Genomic DNA, 20,931 nt, shown 5'->3' with positions numbered 1-20,931 from the left:
CTCAGGACGGCGCGGCGGCGGCGCGGAGCGCGGCGGCCAGCGCCGAGACCGTATCGTCGGGTGGGCCCGGCCGGCGGGCCAGCACCGTGCGGCGGACCTCCCCGCCGCCGCGCACCGGCACGAACCGCACCCCGGCCGGGGCGGCGCCCGCGAGCGCGACCGGCGCGGTCGTCACCCCGCACCCGGCCGCGACCAGCTGGAGTTTCGCCAGCCAGTCCCGGGCGGTGTGCGCGATCACCGGCCGCTCGTCGAGGCCGGGCCAGACCCCGAGGCCGTCCCCGCCCGGCCCGGCGATCCACCGCTGCCCGCGCAGGTCGGCCGGGTCGGCGGCGTCCCGGGCGGCGAGCGGGTGGTCGGCCCCGACCGCGACGCACAGCGCCCGCTCGCTCAGCGTCTCGACGACGAACGGCGGCGACTCGGCGTCGAACGGCCGGAACGGGGGGAGCGCGGCGAGCACCGCGAGGTCGAGGGTTCCGGCCCGGAGCGCGCGCACGAGCACCGGCGTCGTGCCCTCGCGCGTCGTCACGGTGATGGCCGGATCCGACCGGCGCAGCGCGGCGATCGCCCGCGGCACCAGCACGGCCCCCGCGCTGGGATACCAGCCCAGGCGCACCGTGCCCGCCCGGGGCGGCAGACCGGCCAGCTCCCGCTCAGTGGCCGCCACCCGGTCCAGCACCGCGGACGCGTGCCGGAGCACGATGCGCCCGGCCCCGGTGAGCAGCACGCCGTCGCGCCGTCGTTCGAGCAGCGCGGCACCGGCGGCGCGTTCCAGCACGGCGATCTGCCGGGACACCGCGGATTGCGTGTAGCCGAGTGCCGCCGCCGCGGCCGTCAGCGTGCCCCGCGCGGCGACCTCCGCGAACACCCGCAGCGACCCGGTCGGCACCGAGGACAGATCCATGCGTTCCAGGAATACCAGGCCTGCGTAAGTCTCGTTGGTCGCATGCCGTCGGCCCGCTCTAGCGTCGGGAGGCGTGAAAGCCTGGCGGCTCGACGCGACCCTCACGTTCGGCGACGTGCCCGACCCGGAGCCACCGGACGGCGCGGTCGTGGTGCGGCTGGAGGCGGCACCGATCCTGAGCTACTTCCGCGCGTACGTGGCCGGGACGCTGCGCCACTACCACCGGCCCACCGGCCCGTTCACGCCGGGCACCAGCGGGGTGGGCGTCGTCGAGCGGGTCGGCCGGGGTGTGTTCACGCTGGCCACCGGGCAGCGCGTGCTGGTCACCGGCAACTACACCGCGGCCGAGAACGTCCCGGACCCCGCCCGGGGCCTGATCGGCCTCACGTCGGAGACGCCGGCGGTACGCGACACGTGGCGCGACGGCACGCTCGCCGAGAAGGTCGTCGCGCCGGTGTCGACGGTGACCCCGGTCCCCGCCGGGCTCGGTGACGTCGTCGCGGTCACCCGCTGCCTCGTCCCGTACGGCGGCCTGCTGCGCGGACGGCTCACGCCGGGCGAGACCGTCGTCGTCAACGGGGCCACCGGCGCGTTCGGTTCGGCCGGCGTCCACGTCGCGAAGGCTCTCGGCGCCGCCAGGGTGGTCGCCGCCGGGCGCAACCCGGCCGTCCTGGAGCGCCTCGCGGCGCTGGAGCGGGTGGTGCCGGTCCGGCTCACCGGTTCCGTTCCCGCTGATGCCGACGCCCTGCGCGCGGCGGCCGGGGGTCCGGTCGACCTCGCGCTCGATCTCGTCGGCGGCGCCGTCAGCCCGGACAGCACGCTCGCGGCCCTCGCCGCCCTGCGACGAACCGGCCGCCTCGTGCTGATGGGCAGCGCGAGCGCCCCGCTGCCGATCGACTACACGGCGCTGATGCTCGCCGGCACCGAGATCATCGGCAACTTCATGTACCCCGACGACGCGCCGGCGCGCCTGCTGACCCTGGTCGCGGCCGGTCTGCTCGATTTGGGGGCGATCCCGGCCGCGTCCTTCCCGCTGGCGGAACTCCCGGCGGCGATGGACGCGGCCGCCGCACCGGGCGCGCCACTGGTCGTCGTGACGATGTGACCCGCGCTGGTCAGGGGGTGTCCTCGCCGGCGAGGACGCGTTTGAGGACCTTGCCGCCGGCGTTGCGGGGGAGCTCGGCGAGGAACACGACCTCGCTCGGCACCTTGAAGTTGGCGATCCGCTCGCGGCAGAACGCGACGAGCGCCTCCGCGGCCGGGGCGGTACCCGGCCGGGCGATGACGTACGCACGGCCGACCGCCCCCAGCCGCGCGTCCGGCACCCCGACGACCGCCGCCTCCATCACGTCCGGATGCGCGGCGAGCACGTTCTCCACCTCGGCCGGGTACACGTTGAACCCGCCGACGATGTACATGTCCTTGATCCGGCCGGTGATCGTCACGCAGCCGTGCTCGTCCTTGCGACCCTGGTCACCGGTGTGGAGCCAGCCGTCGGGGTCGATCGCGGCGCTCGTCGCCCCGGGGTCCTCGAAGTAGCCGAGCATGACGTTCGCGCCGCGGATCCGGATCTCCCCGTCGGCGCCGGTGGGCGCTTCGGTGCCGTCGGGGGCGACGATGCGGATCTCCAGCCCCGGCACCGCAGGCCCGGTGGTCTCGGCGATGTGCGCCAGGTCCTCGCCGGGCCGTGACTGGGTCGCCACGACGCACTCGGTGAGCCCGTAGGCCTGCGCGACCTGATCGAAGCCGAGGATCTCACGCATGTTCGGGAACAGGTTCTCGGGAACGGACGCGGCGCCCGCGATCGAGAAACGCAGGCTCGAGAGGTCGTAGCTCTCGCGGTCCGGATGGTTGATCAGCGTCGTGAAGATCGTGGGCGCCCCCGGCAGCACGGTGATGCGCTCGCGTTCGATCAGGCTCAGCACCGCCCCGGGGTCGAACACCGGCACCGGGTGGATCGTGGCCCCACCGGTGATCGCCGCGACGATGCCGGCTTTGTAGCCGAAGCTGTGGAAGAACGGGTTCACGATCGCGTACCGGTCGTCCGGGCTCAGCCCGGCGCCGCGCGCCCAGACCGCGGCCACGCTGAGCGTCTGACGATGGCTGCTCATGACGCCTTTGGGCACCCCGGTGGTGCCCGAGGTGAAGAGCACGTCGCACACCGTCTCCGGCGTGACCCCGTCCGCGGCGGCCTCCACGTCAGCGGCCGGCACGGTGTTTCCGGCGGCGAGAAAGTCCTCCCACCCGACGGCGCCGTCCGGGACCTCGCTTCCCAGCTCGACCACCACCCGCAGGTGCGGCAGCCCGGGGACCGGCAGGCGTTCGCCCACCTCGCCGGGCACGTCCGCCGCGGCGCTCGCGGGCGCCGCGTCCACCGGGGAGTCTCCGCCTCCGGCGACGCCTGCGCTCGCCGCGCGGGCGGTGCGTGCGGCGGCGGCTCCGGCGCCGGCGGCCCGGGCGGCGACGGCACCCGCGGCGACCGCCGCCGGGTCGCGTGCACCGGCGGGACGGCTCTCGGCGGGCGGCGGATGTTCTGCGCTTGCGGGTGGCGGGTGTTCGCCGCCTGCGGGCGGCGCTTGTTCTCCGCCGGCGGGGGAGGGTTCCGCGGCGGCCGCGCGGAGCATGCCGAGGTAGTCGGTGGCGAGGAAGCCGTCGTCCACCACCAGGGCGACCGCGCGGGAGCGCCGCAGGATGTGGGCCGCCTCGTGGCCGCGGAAGCGGGTGTTCAGCGGAACCACCGCCACCCCTACGTACTCGGCGCCGAGCAGCGCGACCACGAACTCCGGCCGGTTTCTCGCCCACACCGCGATTCGGTCACCGGGGCGCACGCCGGCGGCGAGATACGCTCGGCCGGCCGCGCGGACCCGCTCGAGCAGGTCGACGTGGCTCACCCGCTCCGCCCCGTCGGCGATCGCGGTCGCGGGCCCGAACCGGGCCGCCGCCCCACGCAGCAGATCGGGCACCGTGTCGACGGTCAGCATCGCGCCTCCCTGAGCAAATGCTTGTTCGGTAAGCTTGTCCCATGGCCACCACGGAGTCCGTTCCGCGCTCGAAGCGGCGTGCCACGTCGGGCAGAACCCAGGGCCGCCGCGCGGAGCTCCTGGCGATCGCGGCCGAGCTGTTCGCCACCAAGGGCTACACCCAGACGACCGTGCGGGACATCGGGGACGCGGCCGGAATCCTCTCCGGCAGCCTGTACCACCACTTCGACTCCAAAGAAGCGATGCTGGACGAGATCCTGCGCGACTTCATGGGCGGCCTGCACGCGTCGTTCGCGGAGATCGTCGCCGGCCGCGACACCCCGCGCGAGATGCTCGAAGGACTCATCCGGTCCTCGTTCGCGACGATCCACCGCAGCCCGCACGCGGTCGCGCTCTACCAGAACGAATCCGCGCTGGTCACGCACCTGCCCGACTTCTCCTACGTGGCGACGATCAGCCAGGACGTCACCACCCAATGGCTCGACGTGCTCGACGCCGGGGCCGCGTCCGGGGACTTCCGCGACGACCTCGACGCCCGCGTCACGTACCGTTTCATCCGCGACAGCGTGTGGGGCACGGTCGGCTGGTACAACCCGGACGGCGAGCTGACGCACGAGTCGGTCGCCGACCAGTTCCTCGCCATGCTCTTCGGCGGCCTGCTCCCGAGGTAGCGGCTCATCCCGGCACCTCGCGGTCGCGAGTGGAGCGGGGGTCGAGGCGCGGCGCGGGGTCGACCGCCGGGGCGCGTTCCCGGCCGACGGGTCCGCGCGCCTCGCCCAGGCGTTCGAGGACGACGTGCGTCCCGGCGGGGAAGTAGCCCGCGCCGCCGTACTCCTCGGCGATTGCCGGGCCGGCCGCGCCGATCTGGTCGCCGAGGGTGCGCCAGACGGTCTCGTCGCGACCCCGGTCGGTGCCCGGGGCGGCGCGGGGATCGGTCGTGCGGGCGCGCCGTGCGACCAGGTCGTCGACGGCGTCGGCGAGCGCGCGCTGCTCCTCGGTGGGACCGCACTCCATCGGTCAGCTCCCGGCCACGGCGTCGAGCACCCGGGCCCGGTGGTACGCCGGGGTGCCCCAGGCGCCGATCAGCGCGCGGACGCGCAGGATCCAGCGGCTCAGGTCGAGCTCGCGGGTGTAGCCGACCGCGCCGTGCAACTGCAGCGCGGTGCGTGCCGCCCGGTACGCCGCCTGCCCCGCCAGCACCTTGGCCGCCGAGACGTCCCGCGCCCCCGGCCCCGCACCGCGCCCCCCGCCGCCGGCCGCAGGCACGCCGGGCGCCCTCGGTCCCGCCGAGCCCGTCGAGCCCGTCGAGCCCGTCGAGCCCGTCGAGCCCGCTGAGCCCGCCGAGTCCGCCATGCTCGCTGAGCCCGCCGAGTCCAGCACGCCCGCCACGCCCGCAGCGCCCGGCTCGGGAAGCCCGGGCGCCGGAACGTCGGCCGTCAGCGCGCGGGCGGCACCGTGGACCAGCGGCCCCGCGAAGTCCAGCGCCACCTTGACGTCGGCCAACGCGTGTTTGACGGCCTGGAACTCGCCGACCGGGCGGCCGAACTGGCGGCGGGAGCCGACGTACCCGACCGTGTCCTCGAGCAGCCGTCGACCGGCACCGACGAGCCACGCCGCGGCGGCGAGCACCACCTCGTCGAGCACGTCCGCCCGCGCGACCCCGACGACCTCGATCGGCGACAGCAGCGCGAGCCGCCGCGTCGGGTCGATCGACGGCACGCTCCGCTCCACCCGCGCCGAGGACACCGTCCGCGCGGTCAGCAGGTACCGGTGGGTCGCGGTGGCCGCGTCCACCGCGTAGGGGGAGTGCGGCGGCGCGGCCACGCTGACCCGCGCCGTGCCCTTCGCCAGCTCGGTGAGCACCGCCGCGTCGATCGGCAACGCGGGCGCCAGCGCCACCGACTCCAGATAGGGCCCCGGTACCCCGTGGAACCCGAGCCGTTCGCAGACCACGGCCAGGTCGAGCGGGCTGCCGCCGGTGCCGCCGAACTCCTCCGGCACGCGCAGCCCGGTGACGCCCAGCTCGGCCAGGCGGCCCCAGAGCCGCAGCCCGTCGGCGGAGTCGCCGGACGCCCACTGCCGGCACGCCCCGGCGACGTCGGCCGAGCCCAGCATCGCGTCGATCGCCGCGCCGAACGACCGTTGCTCCTCGGTGAGCGCGAACCTCATCCGCGGGCCCTCCGATCGTCGCCCCGGGGCAGCCCCAGCACGCGCTCGGCCACGATCGTCCGCTGGATCTCGTTCGTGCCCGCGTAGATCGGGCCGGCCAGCGCGAACAGGTAGTCGTCGGTCCAGGCGCCGGCGACTTCCTGCTCGGGGCCGAGGACGTCGAGCGCGGTCTCGTGCAGCGCCACGTCGAGCTCGGACCAGAACAGCTTGTTGACGCTTCCCTCGGCGGTCGAGTGGCCCCGATCGGCGGCGTCGACCGCGTCCCAGGTGTAGAACCGGTAGGCCTGCGCGCCGATCCACGCGTCGGCGACCCGGTCGCGCAGGGCTGGGTCCGCGCCCCGGTCGTGCCAGAGCTCCAGCAGCCGGTCGGCCGCGGCCAGGAACCGGCCGGGCGCCCGCAGCGAGAGCCCGCGTTCGTTCCCGGCCGTGCTCATCGCCACCCGCCAACCCTCGCCGACCGCGCCCAGCACGTCCCGATCGGGCACGAACACGTCGTCGAGGAAGATCTCGGCGAAGCCGGGGTCGCCGTCGAGCTGGGGAATCGGCCGCACCGTGACCCCGGGCGCGTCCAGCGGGAACAGGAAGTAGGTCAGGCCGCGATGGCGCGCCGCCGACGCGTCGGTGCGGAACAGCCCGAACGCGGCGTCGGCGAACGGCGCCCGCGAACTCCAGGTCTTCTGCCCGTTCAGCACCCAGCCGCCGCGGGCGTCGTCCCGGGCCGCCCGGCTACGCAGGGCGGCGAGGTCGCTGCCGGCCTCCGGCTCCGACCAGGCCTGCGCCCACACCGTGGTGCCGTCGGCCATCGCCGGCAGCAGGCGGTCCCGCTGTTCGGCGGTGCCGTGGGTGAACAGGATCGGTGCCAGCAGCGAGATGCCGTTCTGGGAGATCCGTGTCGGCGCGCCCGCGGCGTAGTACTCCTCTTCGAACAGCACCCAGTCGACGACCGACGCGTCCCGTCCGCCGTACTCGGGTGGCCACGCCACGACCGAGAAGCGTGCCGACGCCAGTTCGCGCTCCCAGGCGCGGTGGGCCCGGGCGCCCTCGGGGGTGTCCATCGACGGCAGCCGGCCCGGGGAGTGGGCCGCCAGCCACTGCCGCGCCTCGAGCCGGAACGCCTCCTCCGCGTCGGTGAACGCGAGCCCGGCGACGTGCCCGCGCGGTGGCGTGGCCCGCCCGAAGTAGTCCGGGTCGCCGAGCCCGTCGGGATCGCCGAGGAAGACCGGCCCGCTCGTCGTGCCCGGCCCGCTCGTCATGCCCGGCCTCCGCCGCTCTCGCCGGCCGCGGCTCCGGCGGCGGTGGCCTCGTCGGCGGTGGTCTTGGTGGCGGTGGTCTTGGTGGCGGTGGTCTTGGTGGCGGTGGTCTTGGTGGCGGTGGTCTTGGTGGCGGTGGTCTTGGTGGCGGTGGTCTTGGTGGCGGCGGCCTTGTTGGAGGCGGCCATCGCGCGGGCGTCGAGGCCGGCGAGGGAGTCGGTGGAGACCTCGGCGTTGTGCGCGTGCGCGGCGTGGTGCAGGCCGAACACCGAGTCCATGCCGACGCGCAGGCCCTGCGTGTCCTCGGCCTGGTTCACGGCCTTCTTCGCCAGCGCGAGCCCGAGCCGGGGCATCGCCGCGATCCGCTCGGCCATCGCGAACACGGTCGGTTCGAGCTCGTCGCGCGGCACCACGTGGTTCACCATGCCGACGGCCAGCGCCCGCGCCGCCGGGAACCGGTCACCGGTGAACAGGAACTCCTTGGCCGCCCGGGGGTTCATCTGCCAGGGGTGCGCGAAGTACTCCACGCCCGGGATGTTCATCCGCACGACCGGATCGGCGAAGAACGCGTCCTCGGAAGCGACGACGAAGTCGCACGACCAGGCCAGCATCAGCCCACCGGCGATGCACGCGCCCTGCACCATCGCGATCATCGGCTTCGGGATCTCCCGCCACCGGCGGCACATCCCCAGGTACACCTCGGACTCGCGCGCGTACCGGGAGTCGACGCCCGCCTTGCCGACGTGGTCCCACCAGATGACGGCTCTGCGGTCGAAGGACTCGTCGATGTCCCGGCCGGGGGTGCCGATGTCGTGGCCGCCGCTGAAGTGCTTCCCGGCGCCGGCCAGCACGATCACCTTCACCGCGTCGTCGTCCACCGCCTGCGTGAACGCCGAGTCCAGCGCGTAGGTGACCTTCGAGTTCTGCGCGTTCGTGTACTTCGGACGGTTCACGGTCACCAGCGCGACCGGCCCACGCACCTCGTACGTGACGACCGGTTCGCCGTTCTCCAGGGCCGGCTCGAACGTCGCCATCGGACCGTCACTCCTTCGTCGCTGAGGGGTGTCGCTCACGCTACCAACCAAGTGCTTGGTGGGATAGGCCTGGAGCGTGGACGCCTTTTCCGATGAGGCCTCGTTCCGGACGTGGTTCGCCGGCAACCTCGTGGGAGAGTTCGCCGCGCTGCGCGGCCTCGGCGGCTCGGGCGCGGAGCACGTGGGCGGTCCGGAGCGGATCGCCTGGAACCGGCACTCACGCCGGACGCCCCGCAGCGAATGGTCGGGCCGTCCTCGCCGCCGACCGCGGCCGGACGTGCTGGTCGACAACGCCGGTAGGGCGCCATGCCGCCGGAGGCGTTCGCCGACCTCCTGCACGGGCAACGACGACTTGTGAGCGGAGTCGTTTCGCGCTCACCGGTCGCAGCCGTACGCGTTACCTGGATCGCGCTGCCTGGATCGCGCTGCCCGGATCGCGCTGCCCGGATCGCGCTGCCCGGATCGCGCTGCCCGGATCGCGCTGCCCGGATCGCGCTACACGGTGCGCCCGGCCCGGACCGCGCTGCCCGGACCGCGAGGTGCGTTCGTCAGGCAGCGACCCGGTGGCCCGGTGGCCCGGTGGCCCGGTGGCCCGGTGGGGCGACGGCTCGGTCGGGCGCCCGCGCCACGCGGCGCCGAGGGTGCTGACCGTGGGGATCGGCCATGGCTATCGGCTCGCGCGATGCCGCGGCGAGCAGGCTTGCTCGCCGCGATGCCGCCGCGGCCGGGTCTCCTCGCCGGGGCGACGGCCGCGCCCCGCGAGATCGCCCGTCCGGTGCTCGCGCCGACGACGTCCGGTGCGACCTGCCCGAACCGGTTCGTCGACGCCTGGGTGGTCGCCCGACGCGGGTCAGGTCAGGGACGCGCGGAGGGTGCGGAGGGCGTCGCCGAGTGCGGTGATCTGAGGCGGCGAGAGCGCGCTGAACCTCGCCGCGAGTTCGGCGTCGAAGGTGTGCAGGGCCTGCTCGAGCGCCGTACTGCCCTCGGGGGTCAGTTCCAGCACCGAGGAGCGGCGGTTCTTCGGGTTCGGGCGGCGCGCGCACAGCCCGCGTCGCTCGACCCGGTCGACGGCCTGGCTGGCGCCGCCGACCGTGATCCCGAGCGCCTCGGCGACCTCCTGCACGCGGCAGTCGGGCGTCCGCTCGATGACGCGCAGCACGTCGAGTGTGCCCACGGGCAGATCGCAGTCGGCCCGGAGGCGGGCGTCGACCGCGGCCCAGAGCAGCACCTCGGTGCGGATGACGTCGTCGAACAGGTCGCGCAGGCTCACAACCGACAGCTTACCAGAGAGGACCTTGACGCTTAGATTATTAGAGCTAATGTAAATGGCATGACTGATGCGGTGCGGTTCAACGAATACGGAGCGGTCGACGTCCTGCGGGTCGTCGACGTGGAACGACCCGTCCCGGGGCCCGGACAGGTGGTGGTCGAGATGCGAGCGGCGTCGATCAACCCGGGCGAGATCGAGATCCGGGAGGGCCTGCTGCACCACCTCTTCCCGGCGACCTTCCCCTCCGGTGAGGGCAGCGACCTGGCCGGGGTCGTGGTCGAGGTCGGGCCGGGGGTCACCCGGTTCGCTACCGGCGACGAGGTGTTCGGGTACACCGACCTGCGGGCGAGCCACGCCCAGCTGGTGCCGGCCTTCGAGAGCGAGCTGGCGCCGAAGCCGGCCGGGCTGTCCTGGGAGGTGGCGGGGTCGCTCTACGTGGCGGGGTCCACGGCCTGGGCGATGGTGCGCGCGGTCGACGCGGGGCCCGGCGACACCGTGGTCGTGACCGGCGCGGCCGGCGGCGTCGGATCGCTGGCGGTCCAGCTGGCCCGGCGGGCCGGTGCGACGGTGATCGGGGTGGCGGGCCCGCGTAACCACGAGTGGCTGGCGTCGCGGGGGGTGTCCCCGGTGGCCTACGGGGACGGCGTGGCGGAGCGGATCCTGGCCGTGGGCAAGCCCGACGCGCTCATCGACCCGGTCGGCGGCGGCTACGTCGAGCTCGGCGTCACGACGTTCGGCATCGCGCCCGAGCGCATCGACACGCTCAACGACTACGAGGCGGCCGAGCGGTACGGCGCGAAGACCGACGGGAACGCCGAGGGTGCGCGGATCGAGGTGATCGTGGAGCTCGCGGACCTGGCGGCACGCGGGGAACTCGACGTGACGATCGCCGCGACCTACCCGCTTCGCGAGGTGCGCGCGGCCTACACCGAACTCGCGGCCGGGCACACCCGCGGGAAGATCGTGCTGGTCAACCGGTGACGGCGGCGTGCGTGGAGCGCAGCTCGGCGGTGATGCCCCCGAGCAGCTCCGCGCGCGAGGGCAGGTCGTCGGTCATGCCGACGACCTGCCCCGGGGCGAGCATGCCTGCGCCCGTGTCACCCTTCACCAGGCCCGCGCGCAGCACCACCGGGGCGTTCGCGGCGAGCATCGTCCGGGCCCAGGCGCGGTCACCGGCTTGCCGCATCGCGCGGTCACCGGCCTGCCGTGTCGCGCGGTCACCGGCCCAGTGCATCGCCTAAACGTAGAGGCCGGCAGTGCGCGCCACGAGGAGCCGCTCAGCCGCTCGTCCGCGACCGAGGCGACGCGCGCGCCGTGGCGTATCCGCTGGTCGACGCAGCCATCCGCGCCACCGGCGTCGGTGTGGAGGTCGACGCCGAACGGGCGGTCGGTGTGTTCGCGGACCTCCATGATGGCCTTCTCGCGGTTGTCGACCCGGACGATCGGGTGCTCCACGCCGACGACCTCGGTCAGCGGGGTGCGCAGGGTCCCGGTCGCGGCGCGGTCCGGCGTTCGTAGCCGACGCCGGACAGGGTGAGTTCGAACATGAGCCCCGCGTCGATCAGGTCGATGCCGGATCACCCGCGGATCCGTCGCGGCGATCGCCCGGGCCGGCCCGAGCGCGGTGCCGTCCGGCTCCGCCCCGGACACGGTCGAGCCGTCCCCCGGACGCGGTCGAGCCCCCCGGGGACGCGGTCGAGCCGTCCACAACATCGGTCGAGAATGGTGAACTCATCCCGACCTAGCGATTGCTTGGTAGGTTGGCGGGATGACCGGCATCCTCGAAGGACGCGTCGCGATCGTCACCGGCGCCGGGCGCGGCCTCGGCCGCGCGCACGCGCTCGAACTGGCCCGGCAGGGTGCGAAAGTCGTCGTCAACGACCTGGGTACCTCGGGCGCGGGGGCGGGGACGTCGGCCGGCCCGGCCGAGGAGGTCGTGGCCGAGATCCGCCGGGCCGGCGGCGAGGCGATCGCCAACGCGGCCGACGTCGCCGACTTCGCCGCCGCCGCGGCGCTCGTCGACCAGGCGGTCACGACGTTCGGCGCGCTCGACGTGCTCGTCAACAACGCCGGTTTCGTGCGTGACCGGATGCTGGTCAACACGTCCGAAGAGGAATGGGACGCGGTGATCCGCGTGCACCTCAAGGGCCACTTCGCGCCGCTGCGGTTCGCGGGCGCGTACTGGCGGCAGGAGGCGAAGGCGGGCCGGCCGCGGGCTGCCCGGGTCGTCAACACCTCGTCCGGGGCGGGGTTGCAGGGGAGCGTCGGCCAGGGCACGTACTCCGCGGCGAAGGCGGGGATCGCGGGCCTGACGCTGGTCGCCGCGGAGGAGCTCGCGCCCTACGGGGTGACCGTGAACGCGATCGCGCCCTCCGCGCGCACCCGGATGACCGAGGGGCCGTTCGCGGCCACGATGGCCGCGCCCGACGAGGGGTTCGACCGGATGGATCCGGCTAACGTGTCGCCGGTCGTGGCGTGGCTCGCGTCCGAGGACGCGGGCGACGTCACCGGCCGCGTCGTCGAGATCGAGGGTGGGCGGATCTGCCTCGAGGACGGGTGGCGCCACGGGCCGGTGGCCGCGCTCGACACCCGCTGGGACGCCGCCGCGGTCGGACCGGCGGTGCGCGACCTGCTGACGGCCGCGCCCGCGCCCGAGCGGCCCTACGGCGCCCGATGAGCGCCGCACCCGACGTGTTCTCGCCCGGGCGGATCGGGCCGCTGACCGTGCGTAACCGCGTGATCAAGTCCGCGACCTACGAGAACCGGGCCCGGCGGGGGCTGGTGACCGACGCGCTCATCGACTTCCACCGCGAGTACGCCGCCGGGGGCGTCGGGATGACCACGGTCGCGTACTGCGCGGTCGCGCCGGCCGGCCGCACCGACCACCACCAGATCGTCTGGCGCGACGAGGCTCTCCCGGGGCTGCGCCGGCTCACCGCGGCGGTGCACGGCGAGGGCGCGGCCGTCTCGGCCCAGATCGGCCACTCCGGGCCGGTGGGCGTCTCCCGGGGTGCGCGCGGCGGCCGGGCGCTGGTGCCCAGCCGGCGGGGCAGCCCGGCCACCTGGGCGGCGAAGACCGCTACCCCGGCCGACCTGGCGCGGGTCGTCGCGCAGCACGGCGCCGCGGTGCGGATGGCGATCGAGGCCGGCTTCGACGCCGTCGAGATCCACCTCGGCCACAACTACCTGGCCAGCGCGTTCCTGAGCCCCAAGCTCAACCGGCGGCGGGACGCCTACGGCGGCGCGCTGGAGAACCGGGCGCGGTTCGCCCGCGAGGTGATGCGCGCGGTGCGGGACGCGGCCGGCGACCGGATCGCGATCCTGGCCAAGCTCAACCTCGACGACGGTGTACCCGGCGGATTCGGCCTGGACGAGTCGGTCGTGGTGGCCCGCATGCTGGAGGCCGACGGCACCCTCGACGCGCTGGAGATGACCGCGGGCAGCTCGCTGCTCAACCCGATGTACCTGTTCAAGGGCGACGCCCCGGTCCGCGAGTTCGCCGCGGCGATGCCGGCCCCGGCGCGCCCGGTCGTGCGCCGGTTCGGTCACCGCTTCCTGAAGGAGTACCCGTACCAGGAGGCCTACCTGCTCCCGGACGCCCGCCGGGTCCGCGCGGCCGTGTCGCTGCCGATGATCCTGCTCGGAGGCGTCACGAACCGGGCCACGATGGACACCGCGCTGGCCGAGGGCTTCGCGTTCGTCGCGATGGGCCGGGCCCTGTTGCGCGAGCCCGACCTGATCACGCGCATCCGGGCCGACCCCGCCACCCGCTCCCGCTGCGACCACAACAACCGCTGCATGCCGACGATCTTCGCGCGCAGCCACTGCGTGCTGGCCCCCGATCACGGCGTCCCCGGCTGATCCAGCCGGAGGGCCCAGCGGACCGAGCCGGGCTCGGAGAAATCCGGCCGCGCGCCGACGCTCCGCAGCAGCGCGGCCGCCCGGACGTTCGCCGGCTCGGTCCAGGCGACCAGCTCGGTGCCGCCCAGCCGGTGCGCGACACGCACCAGGTGCCGGGCCGCCGCACGTCCGACGCCGACGCCCTGCCAGTCGTCGCGGAGCAGCAACGCGACCTCCACCGGTCCCTCCGGCGCGGTCCGGAGCAGGTTCGCGAAGCCGGCCAGCGAGCCCTCCGCCGCCGGATCCGCGAACACCAGCGTGCGTCCGTGCCGGGGATCGACCATCCGCTGCCAGTCCGCCGCGCTCAGCCCGGTGCGCCCGGCGTGGTAGCGGCTGGTCAGCGTCGGGGTCGAGCACCGGCGGTGCAGGTCGTCGACGGCAGCCAGGTCGCCGGCGGCGGCGTCGCGGACCGGAAGCGTGACGCCCGCGGCGGTACGCAGGGCGCCGGTGGCCGGCCCGGCCGGGCCGAGGCCGGTCAGCTGACGCGCGATCTCGTGGGCCCAGCGCCGGTAGCCGGCCGCGGAGGGGTGCATGCCGTCGGCCGAGAAGAAGCCGGCCGGTGGCGGTTCGGTGACGGTGACCCAGTCGCTGCCCGGCCGGGGACGGCAGACCGCGCGCGACGCGTCGTCGAGCGCGTCCGCCCGCTGCGCCAGGTACCGCCCGAGCGCGCCGGGCAGGCCCGGGAACCGGGCGAACGGCGGGGCACCGGCGACGACGACGCGGCCGGCGCGTTCCTCGAGCGCGTCGAGGATCGCGGTGAGGTCGTCCCGCCAGTGCTCGGGGTCGCGCCCGCCCAGCACGTCGTTGCCGCCGGCGAGCAGCACCGCGAGGTCGAAGTCCGCGCCGACCCGGGGGATCAGCTTGTGCCGGACGCGCCGGGCGGTCGCCCCGAACTGCCCGACGACCTCCCAGCGGACCGGTCGGCCGGTCCGCGCGGTCAACTCGTGGGCGAACCCGCAGGCGAACCCCTCCCGGTGGCTCGTCACGCCGCATCCGGCCGCGGTCGAGTCGCCGACCACGACGACGTTCAGCGGCGCGTGGCCGACCGGACCGGTGCGGCCGCTCGCCGGTCCGCCGGCCGGGGGCAGCGGTGCGGTGGTGCGGCGTAACCAGGTCCCCTGGACCGCGGCGACCAGGGGCTCGAGCGGCGCGACGCGCATGACGCACTCCTCTATCTATACGGGACCGTATAAATCGAGGGTAGACCTCTTTATACGGTGGCGTACAGAGTGGGCCGGGTCAGGCGGTGACCGGGGACCACGCGGGGTGCTTGGCCCGGCGGCCGTCGCCCGAGGAGGTGCCGTGCAGCCGCCGGTTCACCCACGGCACGACGTGCTCGCGGTAATACCGCGCGGTCGTCGCCGCGCTGCGCACCGACGGCGGCTGCGGCGGGGCGGGCGGCGGCACCGGGCCGTGGCCGAGCCCGTGCAGCACCAGGCCCGCGATCCGCGCGTGACCGGCACCGTTGAGGTGCAACCGATCGGACGACCAGTACCGCGGTGCGCGGATCTCGTCGTCACCGAAGCCGTTGACGAACGTGAGCCCGTACCGGGCCGCGATCGTGACCGACCCCGCGGTCAGCGCCGCGCCGCGGCGGCGGACGAGACGGCCCAGCGGGAGCTGGGCCGTCGGGTCGGCGCCGCTGAGCAACACCAGCCGCACGCCGGCGTCCGCGCACCGGCGGGCGGCCCGGTCGGTCAGCGCGAGCAGGTCGCCGATCCGGACGCCCGGGCGCAGCATGTCGTTGCCCCCGCCGTTGAGCGTGAGCAGGTCGGGCAGCGGGTCCAGCGACAGCGCGGCGTCGAGCTGCTCGGTGACGATCGGACGCAGCAACCGGCCGCGAATGGCCAGGTTGGCGTACTCGACCGGCTCGTCGAGTGCCGCGGCCAGCCCCTCGGCCACCCGGTCGGCCCAGCCCCGGACGGTGCCGTCCGGCCGTGGATCCCCGACGCCCTCGGTGAAACTGTCGCCGATCGCCGCATAACGCATGCCCGTATTGCAGCAGGCAACGGTTTCGCGCGGCCACTCGAGGGTGCCGGGTCCGAACGAGATCACACCTGCTGGCGGGTAAAACCGGGTCAAACCGGGTCGGACCGGGCGCCGTCGCGCGCGGCGAGCGCCCCGAACGCCGCGCGCGAATCTCGTCGGCGAACGTGGCGGTGTTGTAGGCGGCACGGTAGGCGTCGACGCCGACGAGGTCGAACCCGGCCCAGTCGGGGAACTCCCAGGGCGCCGACGCGTACGTGAGCCTCCCGCCGAACCGGCGGCGTACGGCCACCACCCGCAGGCGGTCGGGGTCGCCGCCGGAGATCCGCGCGCCGGGCTGTCGAACACGATGCGGATCTGCCCGATCAGTGCCGGAGCGTCGAACGCCGATGTGTCCTGCCCGGCGGCGAACGTGCGGAAAGGCGCGTGCAGCGCGGCGAGCGGCGCGACCCGGCGCACCCCCACCGCCACGACGCCGGCCAGGTCGCCCTCGCCGATGCCGTGCGGCACCAGGGCTTCCTTGCTTACTTTCGGCAGTGGGCGGCGCCGACCGCCGTCGGTAGCGTCGGGGCGGTGAGGAGGATGCGTCGGATCGCCGGGGACGTGCTGCTCTGGCTCGCGCTCTCCGCTCTGCTGCCGATGAACGGGGAGCGCATCGCCGACGGCGCCTACGTCAACGGGCTGATCGTCGCGAGCCTGGTCGTCGCGGTGGCGGTGGGGGTGCGCCGGGTCGCGCCGCTCGCCGCGCTCGTGCTCACCGGCGGCCTGCTGGCCGCGGACGTCTGGCTGTTCGGCCCGTTCGCCGGCCTGTCGTTCCTGATCGGACGCTCCGCGGTGCGGCCGCGTCCGGCGCTGTGGACGTTCGTCGCGCTCGGGGTGTCCGCGCCGCTGCTGACGCTCGGCCGGACCCTGCTGACCGGCGGCGACCGCTGGTACGCCTACTACCTGGTCGGCGAGGTCGTGTTCTGCGGGGTGTTCCCGTGGCTGGTGGGGCGCTATCTGTGGCAGCGCCGGGAGCTCGCGGCCGGTGGGTGGGCGCTGGCCGGGGAGCTGGAGCGGGGCCAGACGCTCGTGGCGGAGAAGGCGCGGCTGCGTGAACGCACCCGGATCGCCGAGGACATGCACGACGCGCTCGGCCACGAGCTGAGCCTGCTCGCGCTGCGCGCCGGGGCGCTCGAACTCGACCCGACGCTGGGGGAGTCCCAGCGGGCCGCCGCCACCGAGCTGCGCGAGGGCGCGGCCGCGGCCACCGAGCGGCTGCGCGCGGTGATCGGCGTCCTGCGTACCGACGCGACGGCGCCGCTGCAGCCGGTCGAGGAGACCCTGGAGGCGCTGGTGGACCGGGTCCGCCGCGCCGGCCTGGTGCTCGACTTCCCGGTCGGCGCGCGCGACGCGTTGCCGCCGCTCGTCGACCGCGCCGTCTACCGGGTCGTGCAGGAAGCCCTGACCAACGCGGCCAGGCACGCCCCGGGCGCCCCGGTCACCGGCCGCCTCACCGGCGACGAGGACTCGGTCACCGTGGAGGTGGCCAACCCGATCGACGCTCCGGCGGACGCCTCCGCACCCGGCACCGGCCTGCTGGGGCTGGCCGAGCGGGTGCGACTCGCCGGCGGCACGTTCCACGCCGGGGCCGAGGCCGGGGAAGGGACCGCGACCGGGACGTTCCGCGTGGTGGCCACCGTGCCGCGCGTCCCGGCCGGGCCGGTGCCCGAACCGGTGCCCGAGTCGGCGGGGCGGCTGGAGAGCGCCCGCAAGCGGACGCGGCGCGGGCTCGTGCTCACCGTCGTCGTGCCCGTGCTCGCCGGCGTGCTCCTGGTCGGCGTGGTGCTGGCCGGCTATGTCGTCGAGACCACCGCGTCGGTGGTCGACCCGTGGGACCAGCTGCGCATCCACCTCGGCCAGCCCGAGGACGAGGCCCGGGACATCCTGCCGCTGCTGCAGGTCAGCGAACGCCCGGACGTCGTCGAGCCCTCGAAGCCGGCCGGTTCCGAGTGCGTCTACTACAACGTCAGCGGCAAGCTCTTCCCGCCCGCGCGGGACGTCTACCGCGTCTGTTTCGCCGGCGGCGTCGTCGCGGCGATCGACCTGATTCCCGGCCCGAACTCGAGAGGTGGGCGGCGATGATCCGCGTCCTGGTGGCGGACGACGAGGCGATGATCCGCGCCGGAGTACGGGCGATCCTCGCCACCGATCCGGAGGTCGAGGTCGTCGCCGAGGCCGGGAACGGCCGCGAGGCCGTCGAGTCCGCACGCGCCCACCGCCCGGACGTCGTCCTGCTCGACGTCCGGATGCCGGCACTGGACGGTCTGGCCGCCGCCGAGGAGCTGCGCCGGGCCGTGCCGTCGGCCGCCGTGCTGATGCTGACGACGTTCGGCGAGGACGAGTACATCGAACGGGCGTTGCGGGCCGGCACCGCCGGGTTCCTCCTGAAGTCCGGCGACCCGCGCGAGCTCCTGGCCGGGGTGCACGCGGCCGCCGACGGGGCCGCGTTCCTGTCCCCGAAGGTCGCGCAGCGGGTGATCCTGGCCTGGACGTCGGCGCGCTCGGCCGGCGCGGCCGCGGCCCGCGACAAGATCGCCGGCCTGACCGACCGGGAACGCGAGGTGCTGGCCCTGGTCGGCGCCGGGATGTCGAACGCGGCGATCGCGAGCGAGCTGTTCCTGGTCGAGGGGACGGTGAAGGCGTACGTGAGCCAGATCCTGACCCGCCTGGACGTCCGCAACCGCGTCCAGGCGGCCCTGCTGGCCCACGAGGCCGGCCTGACCGGGTGAGGGTCAGATCCAGCCCCGGCGGGTCGCGCCCGCTCCGAGTTCGAAGCGCGACGAGGCGCCGAGCCGGGCCATCAGGTCGGCGATGCAGCGGCGGATCGTCCGGACCGACACGCCCATCTGACGCGCCACCGCGTCGTCCTTGGCGCCGGCCAGCAGCGCCCGCAGCACCGACCGTTCCAGGGACGTGCAGGTCCGCTCGTCGCGGACCTTCGCCAGCGGACGCCCGGCCCGCCAGTACGCGGTGAACAGCGAGACGAGCGCGGCCACCGTGCCCGGGTGCGAGACGACCACGCAGCCGCGGCTGCCGTCGGTCGGGTCGTGCGGTACCACCGCGACGAGCTGGTCCACGACCAGCAGGCGGGTCGGCAGCTCGGGGCAGAGCCGCACGCTGCCCCCGCCGGCCGCCAGCTGACGCGCGTAGTCGTAGGCGCCGCGGTCGTCGACGACGGAGTCCGGGTAGATGGTCCGCATCGACACGCCCCGGTCGAGCAGGCCCCGGTCCAGCACGTGGGCCGCCGCCCGCGCCGCCCGCGGCTCCCGCGCGGCCGGCGTGAACGAGAGCAGCTCCCACCGGGCCCCGACCGCGAGTTCCTCGATCCGGCGGCGCACCGACGCGAGGTCGGTGATCTCCTCGAAGAGCCGCGGGCCGGCGCCGGTGAACCGGGCGTCGACGTAACTGGACATGAGCTGGGTGAGCGTCTGATAGCTGTCCCGGAGGAACTCCTGCCGCTGCTCCAGCAGACCGCGTTCGCGGTAGAGGAGCTGCTGCATGGCCAGCAGCGGGCTCAGTGCGACGAGCTCGCGTTCGCGCTCCTCGACCAGCGAGAGGGCGGCCAGCCGGTCGAGCAGGGCGCGGGCGGCCGTCTCGTCCAGCCCGAGCCGGCGCGCGAAGTCGGCGAGGTCTCCGTTCGGGCGTTCGAGCAGTCCGGTGTAGGCCTGGGCTAGCTCCGGGCTCGTCCCGGCGGCAGGCGTCGCGGTCATGGGCCTCTCCTCTTCCCCGTAGCAGAGGTCTCGCGGAGAGTTGACCGCCCGCCGATGTGGACAGTCAAGTAACGGAACCATAACGAAGCCCCCTCTGAGCTGCGGCAACGCAGCTCAGAGGGGGCGAGGTCACGCGTCGCGGCGGGTGAGCACCGCGTAGCCGGCGCCGATCATCGCGACCGCCCACGCGGCCAGGACCAGCACCCCGGCCACCGGGCCGTACGGCTGGCTGTCGGCCACGTCGGACACCGCGCCGTACAGGGCGGCCACCCCGGCCGTGCCCGGCAGGTAGTCGTTGATCGACCGGACCACGTCGATGTCGATCCGGGCCAGCACGGTGGGCAGCACGACCGCGATCACCAGCACCGCGGTGAGCCCGCCCACCGCGCTGCGCAGCGCGGTGCCGAGGCCGAGCGTGAACAGCGCGAGCGTCGCCGCGTAGACCGCGGTCAGCAGCGTGTCGATCGCCAGGTCCCCGACCGGCCACCGGGCCGCGGACCCCGCGACCAGCCCGGCCGCCACCGAACCGGTCAGGTGCAGCACCGCGCCGGTCACCGCCACCACGCCGGCGACCACTACCGACTTGGCCGCCAGCATCCGGCCACGCACCGGCACCGCACGCAACGTCAGGCTGATCGTCCCGGTGGAGTACTCGCCGGTCACCGCCAGCAGTGCGGCCGCGATCAGCGCGTACTGCGCGAACTGGATCGACAGCAGCCCCGCGTCCGACACGATCAGCGCCGACGGGCCGCCGCTGTCCTCGAGGTCGAGCCGCGCGTCCAGCCCGATCAGCACCGCGTACGCCAGCTGCAGGAACGCCGCGACGCCGAGGCACCACCAGGTGGACCGGACCGAGCGCAGCTTCGCCCACTCGAACGCCATCGCCGGGATCATCGCGGCACGCTCCGGTACTCGACCGACTCCGAGGTCAACGCCAGGTACGCGTCCTCGAGGGACGGATGATCGCCGACGAACGACGCGAGCGAGGCGTCGGCGAGCAACCGCCCGCGGCCGACGACGAGCAGGTGATCGGCGGTCAGCGCCATCTCGCTCATCAGGTGCGAGGAGACCAGCACGGTCCGGCCCTCGGCGGCGAGCGAGCGGGCGAGGTCGCGGACCCAACGCACGCCCTCCGGGTCGAGCCCGTTGACCGGTTCGTCGAGGACGAGCACGGGCGGGTCGCCGAGCAGCGCGGCCGCGATGCCGAGCCGCTGGCCCATGCCGAGCGAGAACTTCCCGGCCCGCCGGTTCGCGACCGGTTCCAGCCCGACGAGCCCGATCACCTCCTCGACCCGGGAGGCCGGGATGCGGTGGCTGGCGGCCAGCGCCCGCAGGTGCGCCCGGGCGGTGCGGCCGGGGTGCGCGCCGCCGGCGTCGAGCACGGCGCCGATCTCGTGCAGCGGCCACCGCAGCGACCCGTAGCGGACACCGTTGACCAGGGCCTCGCCGGACGTCGGGCGGTCGAGCCCGAGCAGCATGCGCATCGTCGTCGACTTGCCGGCGCCGTTCGGGCCGAGGAAGCCGGTGACCAGGCCGGGGCGGACGTCGGTCGTGACGTCGTCCACGGCGAGGCGGTCGCCGTAGCGCTTGGTGAGGTGTCGGAGCGTGATCATGGCCGGAACGCTAGGGACCGCGGGTGCCCGCGCACCGCTGCCGAACGGCAGGACCTTCCCTGACGAAAGTCAGGG

The 20,931-nt window shown here is 74.7% G+C and carries 21 protein-coding genes and 1 pseudogene; 9 read left to right on the top strand and 13 right to left on the bottom strand.

All coding sequences use genetic code 11. The annotated features are described in order from the left end of the window. Window position 1: 1 nt before the first annotated feature. A complete protein-coding gene (locus CRYAR_RS22250; protein ID WP_035854956.1) occupies window positions 2–901 on the bottom strand; it encodes a LysR family transcriptional regulator in 900 nt (299 codons plus the stop codon). A gap of 73 nt (window positions 902–974) precedes the next feature. Between CRYAR_RS22250 and CRYAR_RS22245 the strand changes: the two genes are divergently transcribed. After that, window positions 975–2,006 carry a quinone oxidoreductase family protein gene (locus CRYAR_RS22245; RefSeq protein WP_035854945.1) on the top strand — a complete coding sequence of 344 codons (1,032 nt, stop codon included), beginning with the start codon at window positions 975–977 and terminating at the stop codon, window positions 2,004–2,006. Window positions 2,007–2,016: 10 nt separating this feature from the next. Here CRYAR_RS22245 and CRYAR_RS22240 read toward each other — a convergent pair whose 3' ends face one another. Continuing rightward, window positions 2,017–3,882 (bottom strand): AMP-binding protein, encoded by a 1,866-nt coding sequence (locus CRYAR_RS22240; RefSeq protein WP_035854933.1) that lies wholly within the window; start codon window positions 3,880–3,882, stop codon window positions 2,017–2,019. A gap of 41 nt (window positions 3,883–3,923) precedes the next feature. On the opposite strand from CRYAR_RS22240, the gene CRYAR_RS22235 reads away from it, so the two are divergent. Then, a complete protein-coding gene (locus CRYAR_RS22235; RefSeq protein ID WP_035854924.1) occupies window positions 3,924–4,553 on the top strand; it encodes a TetR/AcrR family transcriptional regulator in 630 nt (209 codons plus the stop codon). A 4-nt stretch (window positions 4,554–4,557) separates the two neighbouring features. Here the strand turns inward: CRYAR_RS22235 and CRYAR_RS22230 are convergent, their stop codons facing one another. From CRYAR_RS22230 to CRYAR_RS22215, 4 genes are read right to left on the bottom strand one after another with little or no spacing between them, the layout of a single operon-like run. Then, a complete protein-coding gene (locus tag CRYAR_RS22230) occupies window positions 4,558–4,896 on the bottom strand; it encodes an acyl-CoA dehydrogenase family protein (protein WP_035854912.1) in 339 nt (112 codons plus the stop codon). Window positions 4,897–4,899: 3 nt separating this feature from the next. Next, window positions 4,900–6,051, bottom strand: coding sequence for an acyl-CoA dehydrogenase family protein (locus tag CRYAR_RS22225; protein WP_035854901.1), 1,152 nt, complete (start codon window positions 6,049–6,051; stop codon window positions 4,900–4,902). Then, window positions 6,048–7,304 carry an acyl-CoA dehydrogenase family protein gene (locus CRYAR_RS22220; RefSeq protein WP_084700820.1) on the bottom strand — a complete coding sequence of 419 codons (1,257 nt, stop codon included), beginning with the start codon at window positions 7,302–7,304 and terminating at the stop codon, window positions 6,048–6,050. Before CRYAR_RS22220 ends, CRYAR_RS22225 begins: the two co-directional genes overlap by 4 nt. Further along, window positions 7,301–8,335 (bottom strand): enoyl-CoA hydratase, encoded by a 1,035-nt coding sequence (locus tag CRYAR_RS22215; RefSeq protein WP_084700818.1) that lies wholly within the window; start codon window positions 8,333–8,335, stop codon window positions 7,301–7,303. Before CRYAR_RS22215 ends, CRYAR_RS22220 begins: the two co-directional genes overlap by 4 nt. Before the next feature lie 76 nt (window positions 8,336–8,411). Here CRYAR_RS22215 and CRYAR_RS50855 point away from each other — a divergent pair. After that, window positions 8,412–8,552 (top strand): annotated as a pseudogene (locus CRYAR_RS50855) (acyl-CoA dehydrogenase); the annotation flags it as partial. 633 nt (window positions 8,553–9,185) lie between these two features. Here CRYAR_RS50855 and CRYAR_RS22210 read toward each other — a convergent pair. Next, window positions 9,186–9,605, bottom strand: a complete 420-nt coding sequence (locus CRYAR_RS22210; RefSeq protein WP_084700814.1) for a MarR family winged helix-turn-helix transcriptional regulator — start codon at window positions 9,603–9,605, stop codon at window positions 9,186–9,188. A gap of 60 nt (window positions 9,606–9,665) precedes the next feature. Between CRYAR_RS22210 and CRYAR_RS22205 the strand changes: the two genes are divergently transcribed. Beyond that, a complete protein-coding gene (locus CRYAR_RS22205; protein WP_035854892.1) occupies window positions 9,666–10,586 on the top strand; it encodes an NADP-dependent oxidoreductase in 921 nt (306 codons plus the stop codon). Here CRYAR_RS22205 and CRYAR_RS47475 read toward each other — a convergent pair. Then, window positions 10,576–10,839 (bottom strand): nitronate monooxygenase family protein, encoded by a 264-nt coding sequence (locus CRYAR_RS47475; RefSeq protein ID WP_035854886.1) that lies wholly within the window; start codon window positions 10,837–10,839, stop codon window positions 10,576–10,578. The genes CRYAR_RS22205 and CRYAR_RS47475 overlap by 11 nt on opposite strands. A gap of 80 nt (window positions 10,840–10,919) precedes the next feature. On the opposite strand from CRYAR_RS47475, the gene CRYAR_RS47470 reads away from it, so the two are divergent. From CRYAR_RS47470 to CRYAR_RS22185, 3 genes are all read left to right on the top strand, one after another. Next, on the top strand, window positions 10,920–11,123 hold the full coding sequence (locus CRYAR_RS47470; protein WP_035854875.1) for a hypothetical protein: 204 nt from the start codon (window positions 10,920–10,922) through the stop codon (window positions 11,121–11,123). Between the two features lie 250 nt (window positions 11,124–11,373). After that, entirely contained in the window at window positions 11,374–12,282 is a 909-nt protein-coding gene (locus tag CRYAR_RS22190) for an SDR family oxidoreductase (RefSeq protein ID WP_035854864.1), read from the top strand. Next, complete coding sequence (locus CRYAR_RS22185; protein ID WP_035854858.1) at window positions 12,279–13,466, top strand: NADH:flavin oxidoreductase; 1,188 nt, start codon at window positions 12,279–12,281, stop codon at window positions 13,464–13,466. Before CRYAR_RS22190 ends, CRYAR_RS22185 begins: the two co-directional genes overlap by 4 nt. Here CRYAR_RS22185 and CRYAR_RS48160 read toward each other — a convergent pair. Both CRYAR_RS48160 and CRYAR_RS22175 read right to left on the bottom strand, forming a co-directional pair. Next, window positions 13,448–14,665, bottom strand: a complete 1,218-nt coding sequence (locus CRYAR_RS48160; protein WP_063725746.1) for a GNAT family N-acetyltransferase — start codon at window positions 14,663–14,665, stop codon at window positions 13,448–13,450. The genes CRYAR_RS22185 and CRYAR_RS48160 overlap by 19 nt on opposite strands. A gap of 79 nt (window positions 14,666–14,744) precedes the next feature. Further along, window positions 14,745–15,494, bottom strand: a complete 750-nt coding sequence (locus CRYAR_RS22175; protein ID WP_035854849.1) for an SGNH/GDSL hydrolase family protein — start codon at window positions 15,492–15,494, stop codon at window positions 14,745–14,747. 579 nt (window positions 15,495–16,073) lie between these two features. Here CRYAR_RS22175 and CRYAR_RS22170 point away from each other — a divergent pair. Together CRYAR_RS22170 and CRYAR_RS22165 are read left to right on the top strand one after the other, a co-directional pair. Then, window positions 16,074–17,615, top strand: a complete 1,542-nt coding sequence (locus CRYAR_RS22170) for a sensor histidine kinase (RefSeq protein ID WP_035854840.1) — start codon at window positions 16,074–16,076, stop codon at window positions 17,613–17,615. Continuing rightward, window positions 17,612–18,262 (top strand): response regulator, encoded by a 651-nt coding sequence (locus CRYAR_RS22165; protein ID WP_035854833.1) that lies wholly within the window; start codon window positions 17,612–17,614, stop codon window positions 18,260–18,262. Before CRYAR_RS22170 ends, CRYAR_RS22165 begins: the two co-directional genes overlap by 4 nt. A gap of 3 nt (window positions 18,263–18,265) precedes the next feature. On the opposite strand, the gene CRYAR_RS22160 is transcribed toward CRYAR_RS22165, so the two are convergent. The 3 genes from CRYAR_RS22160 to CRYAR_RS22150 form a co-directional block, all read right to left on the bottom strand. Next, the gene (locus CRYAR_RS22160) at window positions 18,266–19,243 is read right to left on the bottom strand and encodes a helix-turn-helix domain-containing protein (RefSeq protein ID WP_051570788.1); all 978 of its coding nucleotides are present in this window, start codon (window positions 19,241–19,243) and stop codon (window positions 18,266–18,268) included. 129 nt (window positions 19,244–19,372) lie between these two features. Further along, on the bottom strand, window positions 19,373–20,137 hold the full coding sequence (locus tag CRYAR_RS22155; RefSeq protein ID WP_035854821.1) for an ABC transporter permease: 765 nt from the start codon (window positions 20,135–20,137) through the stop codon (window positions 19,373–19,375). Beyond that, window positions 20,134–20,856 carry an ABC transporter ATP-binding protein gene (locus CRYAR_RS22150; RefSeq protein WP_035854816.1) on the bottom strand — a complete coding sequence of 241 codons (723 nt, stop codon included), beginning with the start codon at window positions 20,854–20,856 and terminating at the stop codon, window positions 20,134–20,136. Before CRYAR_RS22150 ends, CRYAR_RS22155 begins: the two co-directional genes overlap by 4 nt. Between the last annotated feature and the right edge of the window lie 75 nt (window positions 20,857–20,931).

Source organism: Cryptosporangium arvum DSM 44712 (assembly GCF_000585375.1).
GTDB classification, from domain to species: domain Bacteria; phylum Actinomycetota; class Actinomycetes; order Mycobacteriales; family Cryptosporangiaceae; genus Cryptosporangium; species Cryptosporangium arvum.
This window is presented reverse-complemented; position numbering and strand designations above follow the sequence as displayed.